Genomic DNA, 15,847 nt, shown 5'->3' on the forward strand with positions numbered 1-15,847 from the left:
ATACAGAGAACTACCAGAACAGCAAGAAGAATCGGCGATTCAGACGAGTGCCGGACAGCGCCGCCGCTCACGAGTTAGCAAACCGAAGGAAGGCGCGGCGTCAGTGCGGCGGTGGCTTCGACCCGAGACCGAACATGCCCTCCGCGACCGCCAGGAACCGGCTAGCCGTCACGAGCGGCGTGTAGTCGGGATCGTCTTCGACGGATAGCTTCACCAGAAGGTCAACCAGCCGCCAGCAGTTGCACAGCGTACACGCGAACATGAACCCGAAGAACCGGAGAACCGGGTCTTTACTGCCCGAACGCGGCAGGAAGTGACCGACCTTCTTGTAGCCGTTCTCGATCCCCCACCGGTTGCCGTAATTACGAACCATCCGCGCAGCGGCGTGTATCTGCTCTTCCTCCGGAATCGTGTCCCGGTTCCGTCCACCGCGCTTGTTCGCCAGCGGGTGGTTCGTCTCGAAGACGACATACTGCTCAGCACCGTCGATGTCGTCCTCGCTGAGCCCTTCTTCCTCTTCCTGCTCGCGGATGTCGTCCACGAGAGAGTCGAACGGGGACTGGTCGGGAAGTTCGTCACCACCGGCCTCTTGGAAGTCGGAGAGGAGTTCCTGGCGAAGCTCGGACGGGCCGTCATCCTCGTCTTCGTCCTCTTCGTCGGCGAGCACGTGCGGGACGTAGATCGTTTTCCGCGTCGGCATTCCGGGGCGGTCTTCCTCTTCGACGATTCGGACGGTCTCGCGGTTGTCCCACATCTCGCGCATCCGCTTCTTGTCGTCCGTGTCGCGGCTCTTCTTGTTGAGGTAGTACGTGGAGTGTTTCTCCGCCGAGTTCTTCGCTGCTTCCGAGTCGAACCCGGCGTCCATCATCACGATCTCCGGGTCGTGGAGCAGGTCGTTCGCCGTCGCCATCAGTTCGTCCACGATCTCCCCCTTGGTCATGCCGCGCTTCACCGGGATCGCATCGAGGATCAGCGGCACGTCGAGGCCGACGACCTGGACGGTCGCCCACTGGAAGTAGTGTTGTGTGCGCGTGTCGTTGTCGTTCTTATAGCCGAGAATCCAGTCTTCGGCGTTGCTCCCGTCGGCGTTCCGTTCGACCTCGCCCGTCCACGGGTGCCCCTTCGTCTGGTCGATAGCGACCTTCATCTTCCCGACCAGTTCGCCCTCGCGGCGAGCCTCCTTGATGAGGTCGCGGGTCACCTCCTGGTGCAGCTCGCGTACCTCCTCGATGGTGAACTTCTTGAGTTCCCGTCGGTGGGTCGAAGCGTACTGCACGCGCTCGTGGCCGGACTTCGCCATCATGTTCCCGAGACCGGATTCGGGGAACACGTCGTCGCTGCTCGTGGCGAGATAGGCGTGGCCATCGAAGAAGTTCGCTTCCGGAATCTGCCAGTTGTGGTGACGCTTCAGATGCCAGTGCCGGAGTACCATCGGGCGTGCGTGATCCCACACGTCGGCGGTTTTCTCGATGGTCAGATCACGAACGGTCGGGTGATCTTCAGTTGGTTCTTCAGTCTCTATATTTTCCTCGGGCAGGAACACATCCTTCGGCGCGGGGAAGCCGTTCTCGCGGCAGTAATCGACGAGGCGCTCGGCGATGACGGTGACCGCGCCTCGATGTCGGTCGGTGAACGTCTCTTCCCACACGTCGCGCAGCTGCGTGTAGCTCGGTGGGTCTCCCGGATCGCCCTTGACCGGCCCTTCGTCAAAGAAGCCGAGCATCTGCGGGAGATCTCGCTCTTTGGCGAGTTGCTCCGCAGTCCGTTTGATTGACCACCCGTTGACCTCGCGGTAGATGTGACCGAGTATCCACGATTCGATGGGCGTGTAGTTGTGATGCCACTCCGCGCGTTCATCCGGAATTTCCCCAGAGAATTTCAAGAGTGGAGCGATATCATCGATTTGCGGTTCGGATCGGTACGGGAGAGGGCCGCGAAAGCATACCTCGATAGGGCCGTCAATGTGGATGGTTTCGGAGAAATCTATCTCAATTCTGTCTTCTCCGAAGTCCTCCGTCCCGGTTCCAGACACAGTATCGAGCGACTAGTATTCAAACCGGACTTAAAAGAATACCGACTGGTGCACATGCGATGGGAAAGACAACTCGAAACATTTGGGTTCCCCGACTCTAACCACCTGCATCTTCAAATATTTCGATAGTGGGTTTTGACCAGAGTGGGTTTGTTGAAATCCCATTCTTCAGATATATTTTTAACTGAAACAGCTGATTGATGAGATCTGCATATTGACTGAAGAAGGTTCACTCAATGGGTGGAACTATATGCCTCAGAAGCATCCCTCTGAGCATGGTTGCCCGTGAGAATAAGGTATTCTACGTATTTGGAGCGTCAGCCCTCGTCATATTCTTGGCCCTCGTAGGTTTCACTGAGTACCCATCATGGGTTAACACTGTAGTTCTCTTTGTAGTCGGAATATTTGTTCCTCTACTCGTCAACGACCTCCTTGATGATCGGGAATCATAGGGGATACCCCACTGCGGTAACCAAATAGAAAATGAATGCCTGTTGATAAAAATATTCCATATTAAACGGTACGTGCTTGACCAGTACTGAGGGATTGGGGTGTAGAACTATCAACCGCTAATGATTTCAACAAAGCCTTAAATTCGTATTGTTCGATTAGACGGGTAATGACAGACTGGGAGCGTGTGAGACGGAAACTTGAAGAGGCGGGCTATTCTGGATTCGAGTTCGATAGCGGCGACACGGCTGTGTCGGGGCTGTCCGGTGAGTGGGTGTCCGGTAAAATCCCACGCGAGGAAGGATTGAAACACGAGAACCAAACACGTTGGATACGAATTCTCGACGCATTATCATGGGACGGTGGTGCCGTGGATGCTGCTCCAGAAAACGCCCCGGAAAGCATACGCAACATCGCCACTGAACACGGGTTGGAAGTCGTGATATTCACCGTCTCTGCCGAGGAGGCGCGTATCGCACTTTGTGACCCCTCAAAACATGATCTGTAACGGTGTGTTCGCAAATCCACCTACCGGTTGTTTCACCTATCGAGCCAGATCTGTTCCAACCGCCCTCAATAGTATAATCGACTGCTAACTGTAGAAAGTAGGTCTATTACGGCTATCTGTTCAAACTCATGTACGAACAGGGGAGCGGTCAATTCAACACCATTCATTTTCTTCCCGCCCATATGGTATCATATGACGGAAAGTGACGAACAGTTCCGAAGTGTCCTCGATCATCGATATAGTACGCTCCGGTATCTCGCTGATTCCCCGGCTTCCAAGCCCAAATTAGTTGACGGATTAGAAACCTCTCGATCTACTGTTGATCGTGCGATTAATGACTTGGTTGAAATTGGGTGTGTTACGTCCGAGAATGGGGAATACAGGCCAACGACAGCCGGGCATCTTGCGATGCGCGAGCACAGGCGATATCGAGAGACGACCCACGCAGTCTCCGAAACCACTGACTTTATTAATCATCTCCCACCGGACACTGGTCTCGATACTAGCCTTCTTGAACAAGCGACGGTCACGATGTCCAAGGAACACGCCCCTGAGCAGGCACTCACACCAACGATAGATATTTTTGAGCGGGCGACACATATGCGAGGGCTTGCTCCAGTAGTCCTGAACTTCTACCCGAATCTAATATCGAATCAACTCGCAGAGAGTGACCTCACAGTCGAAATCATCGCCGAAACGGATGTCGTCACAACACTACCTGATATCCCAAACACGGGCGATGTATCATTGAGCGATGCCGAAGGTCTCTCTCTTTACGAGACGGACAGTGATCTTCCGTATGCACTCTGGCTGATGGAAACGCCAACTGAGACGTACGCAGGAATTACGGTGTATGATTCCGGTGGCCCTGCTGGCGTGCTTATTAATGACACGGATGCTGCGGTTCAGTGGACAGAGACACAGTACGAGCAATTCCGGGAGAGCGCCCAATTAACCTCTGCATCAGAACTCTAACTCGGCAAGCGGTTGTCTCACCGTTTGGCGGTGATTTCTTCGCTCCCCGAACATCTGCTTGATGTATGATGTTATGTTGTACGAGCCCGTATCCAAACGTAGATATGACCACCCGCATTGCATCACTTTACGAGAGCAAGATTCTCCGAACTGTCGTTGGCACTACTGCCGTACTTGTCGTGCTCGTACGATTCACGGAGATGACGCTCCGGACAGTTGCCCCGATAGTGTTCATGTTCACGGCAGTGATGGCACACGACGCTCTTGACGAGGCGTACGACCTCCCTGAGGGGGCGAACTGGCTCTTCTACGGAGGTTCCCTTGTCATTGCAGGCCTCTATCTGACCGTCGTTGATCTCGCTCCGTGGGTCGGTGGAGTGGTGGCCCTTGCCGGTCTCTGGTTCGTCTTCGATGGCGCGACAACGATCCGATATGGCGCGTCTCAGACGACGCACGAGTATGTGTCTGACCTTGAGGACGAGATGGGTGAAACGATGCTCCGCATGCAGACGTTGAACGTGGTGTATCAGGCTCTGAAAGAAGCCTCTGTGGCTCAAAGAACCGAAGAGCTTGCGACCGACCTCAACCTTACAGAATCACGCGTCGAACGTGCCCTGGAATTTCTGGAAAGCGAGGGGCGTATCGAGCAAATAGGGAATCAATATCGTGTGGAACCGCCCCGGTGGGGGCGGGTGACTCCCATTGTCCAATTCCTTGTCTGGTTCCCACGTCGGGTTGTCCGCCCGTTTCACCGGGTAACTACGAAAGTATAGCCCCGCTGGACTCTTCGGCCCTCCTCTCCGCAAGAGACCCGTAGTCTGTCTGAACGGAAATTAAATTCAGTAAACATTTGCTTGACCGACTGATGGTGAATTCACCGCTCATCGAACAACTACATGATTCTTGCTATTAGAGGGAGTCATAGAGCAGTTCATACACCAACGGTGTTAACCACAGACCAAGTAGATGACAAGCCAGCAGAGAATTAGCTTGTTTGTTTATCGCGGTTCGTTTGTAATCTTGGATACATCCAAACCCAGATGGCCACCAGAAACACACAGCTGAATAGCCAGACAGGGTCAGTAAATTTGTCACGAAGAAACACAGAGGGCGTTTGTCCGAGTATAAATGCCCCAAGAGCGCCGACAGCTACGAGGCCTGTCACAAATACACTAATGAAAATAATTGTGTCACGTCTAAATGACGGCTTCATACTCTCCGAATGGTCTCTACGAGTATACACTTTCGGTACATTCGCAAGTCTACTTATCAGCATATTCAGTCCGTTCTACAATAAAAACTACCTTGCGAATCGTTCTATGACTCCCTCATAAACGGCTATTCGGATTGGAACCCGAGGGCCGACGAGTTACATGGGGAGCTGTAGCGACTGACTACATCATATAATTTTCCGTATATTAGTTTTGGGGGGGGGTAATGCCACGTCTACCGGCGTTCGAGACCATGGCAATCCAAGCGATAATCAACTACTTCATTGGAATCAGCATTCGGAATGTGCCGAACGTACCGAACAAACGGTTTTTATTGTTTCGGTTCGAAGGATGAATATGGTTAGTGAGGAGATTCTGGCGGCCCGCGAGGAGGTCATCACTGCGATGGAAGCGATTGCTGCGGAGTATGGACTGCCACGAAGTGTTGGACAGGTCTACGGCGTGCTCTATTTCGCCGACGGCGCGCTCTCGCTGGACTCCCTTGCCGAACGAAGCGGGTATGCAAAGTCGACTGCAAGCGACGCCGTCCATACGCTTGAGACGCTGTATCTCGCGCGACAGACGAGCCGGCCCGCCGGTGGTCGGCGTGCGTACTTCGAGGCAGAACGGGACCTCTGGACAGCGTTCAACCGCATCGCCGTAGAGTCCGGCAGACGGGAAATCGATCTGATGCAGCGCGCGCTAGCGAACGCCGAAGAACAACTGGAGTCGGTTGACGGCGGAACGGCGGATCTCGATCGGGTCAAGAACCTCCAGGCGACCTACGAACAGATGGCCACGATGCTTGCGGTCCTCGAAAATGCTGATCCAGAGGAGCTGATTGACGCTCTGGAACAGACTATCGATTCCAGTGGCTCCACTGACGGTGGATTGCCATGATGGCGATCACTATCTGACAGCGGGCACTGACGAAGTATTGAACCCGGACGTCAGTTGTCATTGTTACATCGATTGGCGGACGATTGCGCCGTTTCGGGAACCAGTATTTGGAAAAGTAGTAAATATTGGCACATCCTATCCTTCTAGATATGGCTTCATCCAATCCAGTGTCGTTCGACCACCGGGACAGACAGCGAATCTACGAGTTCGTCGAACGACAGGGAACCGTCGATCCGCAAACGGTCCGCTCGGAGCTATTTCCGTCGGATAGTCGGGGGTTCCGCCACCACATTTCCATTCTCCGACGCAACGGTGTGTTAGCACAGACGGAAAACGGAGATCTGCGCGTCGCCGTCAGCGCGGGCGGGGAAACACGGGTGACAGAAGAAGGTGTCGAGTGTACCATCAGACCGGCACGTCAGGAAGACCTTGCCGGTATCGTCGGCCTGATCAAATCCGTTGCAGCGCCAGGCATTCATATCGTTGCGGAAACCGTTGCCCGCGAAATCGATCGGGACGAGGCATTGCTTCGGCACAATGATGTCGAATCGCGGATGTTCTTCGTTGCAACCGTCGACGAGGAGGTCATCGGCTGGGTCCATCTCAGCGCCCCTGAAATCGCTAAGCTGCGACACACCGCGGAGTTGACGCTCGGCGTACTCGAAGAGTACCGTGATCAGGGGATCGGAAACCATCTGCTCGAGCGTGGACTGGACTGGGCTGGAACTCACGAGTACGAAAAAGTCTATCAGAGCATCCCTGCAAGCAACCACGCAGCGGTCGAGTTCCTGGAAAACAACGGCTGGGAAGTGGAAGCGATCAGGGAAGGACACTACAAGATCGACGGCGAGTATATCGACGAAGTGATGCTCGGCATCGAACTGTGATACTACTTCGCAATCACTCTCCGTTCTCCGATCGATCTGTCTCTGTATTACCAGGACAGTTGCGTCCGTTTTCGGCGGAATCGATGCCAGGGCCGGTCGTATCCCACGCGTCAGTACAGTCGAACCACGTACCGGTATCACCGACTCCGGGGGAGCCGCCGGGGACGACCCCGACGATCACGGTTCGACTGTCGAACCGTATCGGCTCGACACTTCCGATCCGTGCACGTTCGCCGTCAAGCTCCAGGTGAACGCTCCTGTCCTCCCGGATGTACGTCGTCCCGGCTGGTGAATCGGGAGCGCCGTCGGCCGCACTGACCTCGAACCGGGCGTACTCGCCGCTCACTTCGACATCCCAGACGCTGAACGACGCATACCAGAAGCTCGGAAACGGAATCACCGGAACACCTGGATAGCTGATCCAGTTCCCGTAGCGTGCACTCATCGGGGCATGTGTCGTCCCCGCTGTATCGAGCGGGGGCGCACCGGCGGGCCGGACGGCCGCGACCTCCTCGCGTTCGACCGGTTCGACCGAGAGGTACGTTGGTGCACCACGAACAGTGAATCCCACCTCCTCCGTCAGCGGTGAGCTATCGAGCGAGCCAGCGTTCTCCTCGATATCGCCGTTCAGCGCGTCTTGCCCAATACCCAGCGACGTGTCGAGTACGTTGTTCACTGCGCTCGCGTCCTCGCCAAGTTGGTCACCGATATTGTCTTCGATCCCATCCCGAAGATCTTCGTGGCTATCACCCACAGCCTCGATTGCGTCGATCAGACTCTCGATATACGCCAGACGCAGTTCGGCTCTCGCCTTCGCGGGCGCGTTCTCGTAGCTGTCGTGGTCTCCGTCGAACACGATATCGTCCTGACGGTGTCGGAGTTCCTCGACGTACCCTTTGATCGGACTGTTGTCCGCCGTGATCAGTTCGTGTCGTTCGACTTCGAGCGGGCCGACCTCCGCTCTGACATCCCCGCGCACGTCGTCTACCTCGGCTTCTAGCCATGCTTCGAGGGAGTCCTCATCGTCCGGCTCTACCGTGACATCGAGCCAGCTGTCGTCCTCGTAGTCGAGCATCGAAACCAGTTGCTCACTATCGTAGACCTGTCGTGGTTGAACCCGCGATTCGAGCTGGTCGTCGATCTCTTCCGGATCGATACTCGTGTCAAACACTTCCCGTACAGCACGTTCAGGGAGAGCCTCGAAGTTCCCAACACGTTGACGATCAGGGCCTGGTCGTGTCGATCCGCCGGGTCGAAACGCGTACTCGACCTCCGGATCGTATCCGGCGCTGTCGACCGCCGCACCATGGCTATGTCTTCCGTCAATATCGATTGCCACCTCGAAACGCTTCGTCGAATGGTCCACACTCGTAACTGACTCGGTTCGGTTGGTTGTGGCGTCCCCGTCTGTTCCGTTCGTCGTGCTGTTTCCATCCGTTCCGTTCGCCGCGTCGATCTCCCGTTCCCACGTACGCGTCTGTTCGTACTCGTTTGTGAGTATGATCTCGTAGCTGTACAGCGGACGACTCTGTGCCGTGTCGTCACGCCAGAGGGTCCGGCTATTTACCGTCGTATCGCTGTCGTTGACGATCGTCTTTCGATCGTCGTGAACCTCGGTCCAGTTCCCCGAATCGCTCGCGACACGATCCGGCGGATCGGCGGTCGGCAGTTCGCCGCTCGTTTCGATATCGTCCTCGGCACGCACCGACGCGCTATACACCGAGTCGACGACGTCCGGTACCTCCCCGCTTGCGGTATCAATCAACGTATCGAGGGAGTCCGGCGTATCCTCCGAGTTAACTTCCTCGATATCCTCGAAGGCGTCCTCGGTCATCGGATCGTCTTCGTCCCAGTTGAACTCCTCGCCGACAACGTCGTAATACGCAAGATCGGCCAGCTCGTCGATAGGGATGTCGACGGTCTCCTCGGCGAACTCCGAATCGATGATTTCGTCTTCTGCGAGTTCGGTCAGTGTAGGTGCATCAGGTAGCTCCCCTTCGTGATCGCCGTAAATGTACTCTATATCCTCACAGAGCTGTTCCGCGTCATAGCTGTCATCCGTATTCTGGTCGGTGTCAAGCAACTCCTCGCCGATGTCGGCACCCATACACGCCCATGCGCCGCGCATCGTTCGCTCGCCGTGCGGGTCGGTCGTCCCGAACGTCGACTCCTGCACCGAGAACGCCGCGTGATTGGCCAGGACCTCGGTGTGGTCGTTCGGCGTGACATTCTCGAAGTCCCCGGGGCTCCGGTACTTGTGTGCGATCTTGAGATAGGACACCGGATAGAGCCGCGCTGCGAGTCGGCGTCCGAGTCCATCGTAACCCGTCCCCTCGTCGAAGATACCTGTATTCAACCGGGATTCGTACTCTTTGGTCCGTTCGTGGAGTTCATACAGTGGTGAAGCAATCGTAACAGTCAGATCCTCCTGGCGGTCCGCAACTGTCGTTCCACCCCGCTCTGCCTCGAAGGCGACGTCCTCGACGGTGATTCGTATCGTCCCGTTTTCGACCCCGGGGTCGCTCGGCGTCGCTATCTCGACACGGTCGAGCGCAGCCTCGACGCTCTCGGTTGTCGGTTCGACCGATTGGAGCGATGCAGTGGTGCTCGTTTCGCCCCCGAAGTCCTGCCCCGTATGCTCCAGTCGCTGTTCGGTCTCCAGATAGACCAGGAGCGCCAGATAGGCATCGAGGGGGTCGTCCTCCCGGTCTGCGATCGCTGCACCCACAGTACTGTTCGGATCCGGTTCCGTAACCGGCGACCGTGCCGCGTTTTCCGTCGCATCGACGGCGGCAGCCCGAACAGCTGTCTGTGACGCCGCCACAGTTCGGTCGAGTGCAACCGTCGAATCGTCGTCGACCGTCGGTTCGGGTCTCGTCTCCAGCGTGGCGACGACCCCGACGCTACTGACGAGCAACAGAACGCCGATCATCGCGAAGGGGACACGTGCGCGGTCGTCGACGCGAATCGACACGGACCGTCGCCGACTCATGGATCCCACGTCCTCACGACGATCCGAACCTCGCCCGTGGAGAGTAGCTCGTCGGTTGCCCGTGCCACGCGTTCAGCGTCGCTGTGGTTCGTCTCGGCCGACGTATCGAGCTCGTCGCCGAGCGCATCCGAAAGTTCCTCGGCGACGATGTCGTCGGCAAGCCCGTCCGCTAACTCGTCGTTCGCCGCAAGCGCGTCGGCATCCGAGCGGCTCCTCTCGTCGTCGATGTCGTAGCCGTCGACCGTATCGAGCGATCCGACCATCCGCTCGTAGCGGTACGCGACGAGCTGGCGTTCGATACCCTGGCGTTCGAGCGCGAGCTGTGTCGCCTCGGGTGGGAATATCCCATCGATAACTGTCCCCGAAACGATCACAGCAAGCGTCTCGTAGTCCTCTTCGTAGGCCTCGCGCAACTCGGACTCTGTCGGCTGGTCGATTCCTGAGGCAACGGTCATCGTGGCGCTGCTGACATCGGCGTCCGGTGGTGGGGCCGGGCCAGCCGTCGCCTCGCCGCGGATCGACGATCCCTCGTAGGGGGCCCAGACCGCAGTGACGTTGGCGTTTCCGTCGATTTCAGTGGTCGTTTCGGAGACCACTCCGTCGAGGCGCACCTCGTACTCTTCACCAGCACGGGAGAGCTGCGTCTCGCCGATTTCTGTGTTCGTCACTGCGGCCGACGCCAGCAATCCGGCGACGGGACCGTGGTCCGTGCGCTCGTACGCGCTTTCCGTGTCGATCGGATCGGCGTCGAACTCGTCGTCAGCTCGTATCGGCGACATCGAGTACTCCACCGAGGTGGTCGTCGCGCCCAGCAGTTCTGCTGTCCGTTCGGCCCGGTCGGGTGCAGGGTCATCAGTGCCCGGTTCGGCGACGAGCGCGATCGTCAGCACCGCAGCGCTGACCAGCGCCAGACAGAGCGTGACGTCGACAACAGTACTGACGCCGCGCCGGTGTCGGGTCACTCCCAGACCTCCACGCTGAGCGTGCCGACGTCGACGTCACCAGGGAGCTCTTCATCGATCACGGGAATCGACCGGCTCGCAGTCCGGGCACCATCCGGGGGCAAGCCGGGATCGTCATCGCCGTGTGCATCGATCCGCACGCGATCGACGATGCGTTGCTCACCTCGTACGTCCTCGACCGAGATGGTGACGCGGACGTGATAGCCGTCCGGCAGCGTCTCGCTGGAGAGCGTTTCCAGCGCATCGGCGTTCGGGTCGTAGAGTCCATCATCGCCGAGGTCAGTCCAGACCGTATCGAGGGTGGTCTCCTCGACGGCCCGGTCGCTCGTGCCCGGGAGGGCGTTGGCGGCGTAGCCCGCGTACAGGCTCACGCCGAGACAGACGGCAGCGACCGCAACGAGCGCGGGAATCGGCTCGGTCTGCCCGCACTCGTCAGGCCGCCACGAGCGTGGCACGCTTTTCACCTCCGGATGTTGGGTACGCAACCGTCCGGACGCGCACTGTTCCGTCGGCAGGTCGCCACTCCGGATCTTGTGCCCGGTCGCGTGCGTCCTCGACATCCCCATGGAAGGCGGCCCACGCGTCGCGGTCGGCGTTGTGATCGTAAACGGAGGTGGCATCGTCGCCATCGAGGACGGCTCGCAACTGCTCGTCACCGCTTGCCGGTACCATCCGGCCGTACGCAATTCGGGCCGTACTCTGGGTTCCGTCCGCTCGGAGCCAGAGACGTCGCTCGCCGATCCGCGCTTCGGTCCCATCGTGGTCGTACTCACCTGTCGCCTCGGCAGGGCTGGCTGCCGTCTCCTCGATCGTGTTCGCCGCTGTGGTAGCGTCCGGTGGTGGTGTCGACGGGATGCTCAAGGCGAGTCCGGCGAGCCCAATACTGACCGCCGCGACGCCGAGCCAGACATACCAGGCATCGACCGGTGCTTCGGTGTCCATGGCCCCAGATCGCCGCGTTCTGGTACTTAAACCGTCGGGCGGGGATCACCGTCGAGAGAGCTCGACGATCGGCTTTCCGCCTGCACGGTCGCGTGTGAGACTCAGCACGAGGCTTCGCTCGCCGGTCCCCTGAAGTGCGATCGTGTCGCTACCCGGATCGGCGGCATCGACGATCGGTGCGTCGACATGCATCGCGTGCGTGTGTCCTCCTTCAACCGCGTAGCGGATCACGGAGCGATCGTCATCCACCCGGTGGATCTCGAACCGATCTACCGGTGCGGTCGTGAACGAGTCCGCCGGAAGTGTCAGGGTCAGGCTTCGCCGTGCGCCGTCGACCCCGGCAGGTGGCGGGTCCTCGTCGTCAACGAGCGAGGTGGCAGCGGTTTCGATTTCGGCGGCCTCCCGGTCGAGCACACCCTCGGTGTTGGTAACACCCCCGCGGTCGATCGCCGGGACCGCGATAGCGAGCAGCGTGGCGGTCAACAGGACCGCGAGCACGACGCGAATCATGGTGGGACTGGCCGCGGGATCGCTCTTGAACCTGTGGCCCGACCCGGCGGTTGCGGTGGCGCGCGCTGGCTGGCGCTTGCCGCCAGCCGAAACTGCGTGAGGGACGCCGCAGAACGCAGTGAAGCGGCGAGGCTGGGGAGGACGAGGCTGTGTGGGTGGATCGAAAGGGGCCGTCGCGGTCGACGCGTCCGCGGCCCGCCAGCACTGCAGGCGAGCGTAGTGAGCCGAAGCGCGCACGGCCGCAGAGGGGGCGAGCGTGGCGGGGGCTTTCAGGCTGGCAGGAGACGTACGGTCATCACGAACCCAACCACCGACTCCGAGAACCGAAAGGCAGTTTTCCCCGACCCGAGAAAGGCTCCTATGCTCTCGATCGCGCTTGCCGGGAAGCCAAACGCCGGCAAGTCCACGTTCTACACCGCGGCGACGCGCGCGGACGTCGACGTCGCCAACTACCCGTTCACGACAATCGACGCGAACCGCGGCGTCACACACGCACGCACCGAGTGTCCCTGCCTCACCCGCGAAGAGCGGTGTGGTAACCAGAACTGCCACGACGGGAAACGCTACGTCCCGATCGAACTGCTGGACGTCGCTGGCCTCGTTCCGGGTGCACACGAGGGGAAGGGGCTGGGCAATCAGTTCCTTGACGAACTGACGAACGCCGACGCGATCATCAACGTCGTCGACGCTTCGGGCGGGACGAACGCGAAGGGTGAACCGGTCGAGACCGGCAGCCACGATCCGATCGAGGACATCGACTTTATCGAGGAGGAGATGGATCTCTGGCTGGCGAGTATCGTGGACCGCAACTGGGAGACCGTCGAGCGCCAGTCCCGCTCGCCGGGCTTCGACATCGACGAGGCGCTCGCGGAAATGCTCACCGGCTTCGGCGCGACCGAGGCGGAGGTCGCGGCCAGCCTGCGCGAGGTCGAGTACCCCGAGAACCCGGCGGACTGGACCGACGAGCACCGCGAGGCGCTGGCACGGGATGTCCGCGAGCGCACGAAGCCGATCATCGTCACGGCGAACAAGATCGACGTCGCCCCCGAGGAAAACGTCGAGAAACTGCTCGAACTGGACAAGCCCGTTATTCCCACCACGGCGGAGGGCGAACTCGCCCTGCGCAACGCCGCCGACGCCGGGCTGGTCGACTACGATCCCGGCGACGCCGAGTTCGCGATCGGTGAGGGCGTCAGCGACGAGCAACGCGCTGCCCTGGATGGCCTGCGCGGCGCGATGGACCGCTGGGACGGCACCGGCGTGCAGGGCGCGCTCGACTACGCGGTGTATGACCTGCTCGATCGGATCACCGCTTACCCCGTGCAGGACGCCAGCAAGTGGACCGACGCGACGGGCAACGTCCTCCCCGACGCCTTCCTGCTCCCGCGGGGCTCGACGCCGGTCGACCTGGCTTACGCCGTCCACTCCGATATCGGGGACGGCTATCTCCACGCCGTCAACGCGAAAACCAGCCGTGAGGTCGGCGAGGGCTACGAACTGGAGGAGGGCGACGTCATCAAGATCGTGAGCACGAACTGAGCCAGCCGCCTGGCCCAGATTTTATTTCATCGGGACGTGAACGACGGTCCGATGAGCAGTTTTCCCTCTTCCGACGGGAAGCCGCCGTCGGGTATGTCCACTGCGGAAGCCGTCCTCGGACTGATCGCGTTGATCTCCCTGCCCGCAGTAGCCGTGCTCGCCGCAGCCGCCTCGTGGGTGCTCTGGCTGGTACTCCCGGTTGTCGTCCTCGCCGTGCTCTACCTGCTCGTGCGGATCCTCAGGACGCTCCGCGAGTTACAGGAGTCGGTGAATCAGCTGGAACGACGCCTCGACAGATTCGATCGCGATGAACAGTAACAGTCCGGACTCCCCGAGCCCTCGCAGCGACAGCTAGTTCCAATCGGATCGACGCTCCAGTCTCTCTATGGCTACGGATCGCTCAGAGCTTGCGCCGAACGGTCGAGCAGATAGAGGAAACGCTCGACCGCGAACCGTAGACTGGTGGCCATCGAGTCAGTTCAGTTCTGATGTCACAATGTAACGTTGTATACAATGTGATATTATGTACAATGTGACGCCCCCGTATGTCGGCAGTCCGGACTCTCACCGAAACAGCTGTCAGCAATACTTTATACTGCAGTGAGGTCAACAACTAGCCGAGAGATGGCCCTCATAGACTGGTTCCCCGATCGTCCTCCAACGTGGTCAGAGGTTGGGTCGGCTGGATTCGGCGTCCTGTCGGTTCTGACAATGATTCCGATGCAACGGCCGGTTTTGCCGTCGTGGCTCGTCGCCGGATTCGTGACGGCAGCGATCGGTCTCGGACCGGTCGCACAGTCGTCCGCCGGTGCCCGGATCGGGAACTGGTTCAGAGGTATCGGAGAGACAGGGCGTGCGGTCGCAATCGTGGTCTTCGCACTTGCTATGTGGGGCGCGGTGTTTGCACTGGAGCCGTCGCTTTCTGCGTTGTCGAGTGCGGTCGCCGGTGCTGTAGCGGCGTTGGCATTGTATACGATACTGTTCGTGATTCTTTCAGGGAGTATCGAGGGGTGGACGACGCCACTGGACGGGTCGTGACCGAGAATCGCAGTAGATCTCAGACAAGCGGCTGCCACCATACCGCGGCGACCAGCACGGCAAGAAAGACGTAGCAACCCCGAACGAGCAACATGGTGGCAATTTCGGGGTCGGCACGCCGCGCAAATCCGGCGACGACGGCGAAGGCCAGCACAGCAATAACGGAACTCGGCGGGAACGGGCCGAGCGCCGCGAGGGCAAGCACGAGCACGAGTGCGGTGAGCATCAGCCCGTAGGCAAGCGACATCGCGCGATCGGGGCCGAGCGAGACGGCGACGGTGCGTTTCTCGATCGACAGATCGTACTCGTAATCCTGCATGTCGTCGATGACCTTGACGCCCGAGAGGAGGACGAGAAAGACTGCACCGAAGGCGAGCGCGACCGGTGCAAACATCGTTGCCTGTACGTAGAACCCGCCAACGAGGGCGAGGGCGATCCCGGCGGGGTAGCCGGTCGTCGTGGTGATCGGATTCGTGTCCAGTTGGGGGGCGTGGTGGTAGCCGATCAGCCAGCACGGCAGGGTGACGAGCGCGGCGACGGCGTCGACGAGCAGGGCGAGGGCGACCAGACAGGCGAAAAATATCGTCGTCGAGCCGACCAGTGCGGCGCGACAGCCCCATTCGGACATGGGGTGGTCGTCGTCCTCGCCACGGCTGTAGAAGTCGACGTAGCCATCCTTGACGTGGGCGGTGTACACCGCGGCAAAAATCGCCAGGGCGTGAATCCCGGCAAGCCGGGGATCGAACGCACCGGCGAGGACGCCGCCGAACAGCGAGGCGGCGACCGGCGGGAGCATGAACACGGGGTGGACCTGGGAGAGCAGGGCGCGCAGATCGGCACCCAGTCCGGCGTCGTGGCGTGCAACCGACATGCACCACAGTATGTGGGGAGTTGTCATATA

The 15,847-nt window shown here is 59.6% G+C and carries 16 protein-coding genes and 1 pseudogene; 10 read left to right on the forward strand and 7 right to left on the reverse strand.

What is annotated here, in order from left to right:
- Positions 1 to 100: 100 nt before the first annotated feature.
- Positions 101 to 1,882, reverse strand: coding sequence for a hypothetical protein (locus AArcSt11_RS12685; protein ID WP_250597553.1), 1,782 nt, complete (start codon positions 1,880 to 1,882; stop codon positions 101 to 103).
- 425 nt (positions 1,883 to 2,307) lie between these two features.
- Here AArcSt11_RS12685 and AArcSt11_RS12690 point away from each other — a divergent pair, with 425 nt between their 5' ends.
- The 7 genes and pseudogenes from AArcSt11_RS12690 (at position 2,308) to AArcSt11_RS12715 (ending at position 6,963) form a co-directional block, all read left to right on the forward strand.
- Positions 2,308 to 2,484: a DUF7987 family protein gene (locus AArcSt11_RS12690; protein WP_250597555.1), complete on the forward strand. Its 177-nt coding sequence runs from the start codon at positions 2,308 to 2,310 to the stop codon at positions 2,482 to 2,484.
- 167 nt (positions 2,485 to 2,651) lie between these two features.
- Positions 2,652 to 2,990, forward strand: a complete 339-nt coding sequence (locus AArcSt11_RS12695; RefSeq protein ID WP_250597557.1) for a hypothetical protein — start codon at positions 2,652 to 2,654, stop codon at positions 2,988 to 2,990.
- A 192-nt stretch (positions 2,991 to 3,182) separates the two neighbouring features.
- Positions 3,183 to 3,422, forward strand: a pseudogene (locus tag AArcSt11_RS17255) (helix-turn-helix transcriptional regulator); the annotation flags it as partial.
- Between the two features lie 99 nt (positions 3,423 to 3,521).
- On the forward strand, positions 3,522 to 3,965 hold the full coding sequence (locus AArcSt11_RS12700) for a transcriptional regulator FilR1 domain-containing protein (protein WP_250597559.1): 444 nt from the start codon (positions 3,522 to 3,524) through the stop codon (positions 3,963 to 3,965).
- 104 nt (positions 3,966 to 4,069) lie between these two features.
- On the forward strand, positions 4,070 to 4,738 hold the full coding sequence (locus AArcSt11_RS12705; protein WP_250597561.1) for a hypothetical protein: 669 nt from the start codon (positions 4,070 to 4,072) through the stop codon (positions 4,736 to 4,738).
- 795 nt (positions 4,739 to 5,533) lie between these two features.
- Positions 5,534 to 6,076, forward strand: a complete 543-nt coding sequence (locus AArcSt11_RS12710; protein WP_250597563.1) for a GbsR/MarR family transcriptional regulator — start codon at positions 5,534 to 5,536, stop codon at positions 6,074 to 6,076.
- Positions 6,077 to 6,225: 149 nt separating this feature from the next.
- Complete coding sequence (locus AArcSt11_RS12715; RefSeq protein ID WP_250597565.1) at positions 6,226 to 6,963, forward strand: GNAT family N-acetyltransferase; 738 nt, start codon at positions 6,226 to 6,228, stop codon at positions 6,961 to 6,963.
- Between the two features lie 13 nt (positions 6,964 to 6,976).
- Here the strand turns inward: AArcSt11_RS12715 and AArcSt11_RS12720 are convergent, their stop codons facing one another.
- From AArcSt11_RS12720 to AArcSt11_RS12740, 5 genes are read right to left on the reverse strand one after another with little or no spacing between them, the layout of a single operon-like run.
- Positions 6,977 to 9,955 (reverse strand): DUF7286 family protein, encoded by a 2,979-nt coding sequence (locus AArcSt11_RS12720; protein ID WP_250597567.1) that lies wholly within the window; start codon positions 9,953 to 9,955, stop codon positions 6,977 to 6,979.
- The gene (locus tag AArcSt11_RS12725; RefSeq protein WP_250597569.1) at positions 9,952 to 10,917 is read right to left on the reverse strand and encodes a DUF7284 family protein; all 966 of its coding nucleotides are present in this window, start codon (positions 10,915 to 10,917) and stop codon (positions 9,952 to 9,954) included. Before AArcSt11_RS12725 ends, AArcSt11_RS12720 begins: the two co-directional genes overlap by 4 nt.
- Positions 10,914 to 11,372, reverse strand: a complete 459-nt coding sequence (locus AArcSt11_RS12730) for a DUF7285 family protein (protein WP_250597571.1) — start codon at positions 11,370 to 11,372, stop codon at positions 10,914 to 10,916. Before AArcSt11_RS12730 ends, AArcSt11_RS12725 begins: the two co-directional genes overlap by 4 nt.
- Positions 11,350 to 11,859, reverse strand: a complete 510-nt coding sequence (locus AArcSt11_RS12735) for a DUF7283 family protein (protein WP_250597573.1) — start codon at positions 11,857 to 11,859, stop codon at positions 11,350 to 11,352. The genes AArcSt11_RS12730 and AArcSt11_RS12735 overlap by 23 nt, the downstream gene beginning before the upstream one ends.
- 45 nt (positions 11,860 to 11,904) lie before the next feature.
- Entirely contained in the window at positions 11,905 to 12,369 is a 465-nt protein-coding gene (locus tag AArcSt11_RS12740) for a DUF7311 family protein (protein WP_250597575.1), read from the reverse strand.
- 360 nt (positions 12,370 to 12,729) lie between these two features.
- Between AArcSt11_RS12740 and AArcSt11_RS12745 the strand changes: the two genes are divergently transcribed.
- The 3 genes from AArcSt11_RS12745 (at position 12,730) to AArcSt11_RS12755 (ending at position 14,946) form a co-directional block, all read left to right on the forward strand.
- Positions 12,730 to 13,908, forward strand: a complete 1,179-nt coding sequence (locus tag AArcSt11_RS12745; RefSeq protein WP_250597577.1) for a redox-regulated ATPase YchF — start codon at positions 12,730 to 12,732, stop codon at positions 13,906 to 13,908.
- Positions 13,909 to 14,001: 93 nt separating this feature from the next.
- Entirely contained in the window at positions 14,002 to 14,226 is a 225-nt protein-coding gene (locus tag AArcSt11_RS12750) for a hypothetical protein (protein ID WP_250597579.1), read from the forward strand.
- Positions 14,227 to 14,628: 402 nt separating this feature from the next.
- Positions 14,629 to 14,946 (forward strand): hypothetical protein, encoded by a 318-nt coding sequence (locus tag AArcSt11_RS12755; protein ID WP_250597581.1) that lies wholly within the window; start codon positions 14,629 to 14,631, stop codon positions 14,944 to 14,946.
- A gap of 19 nt (positions 14,947 to 14,965) precedes the next feature.
- On the opposite strand, the gene AArcSt11_RS12760 is transcribed toward AArcSt11_RS12755, so the two are convergent.
- The gene (locus AArcSt11_RS12760; protein WP_250597583.1) at positions 14,966 to 15,817 is read right to left on the reverse strand and encodes a UbiA family prenyltransferase; all 852 of its coding nucleotides are present in this window, start codon (positions 15,815 to 15,817) and stop codon (positions 14,966 to 14,968) included.
- Positions 15,818 to 15,847: the final 30 nt, after the last annotated feature.

Source organism: Natranaeroarchaeum aerophilus (genome assembly GCF_023638055.1).
In the GTDB taxonomy this organism is placed as follows: Archaea; Halobacteriota; Halobacteria; order Halobacteriales; family Natronoarchaeaceae; genus Natranaeroarchaeum; species Natranaeroarchaeum aerophilum.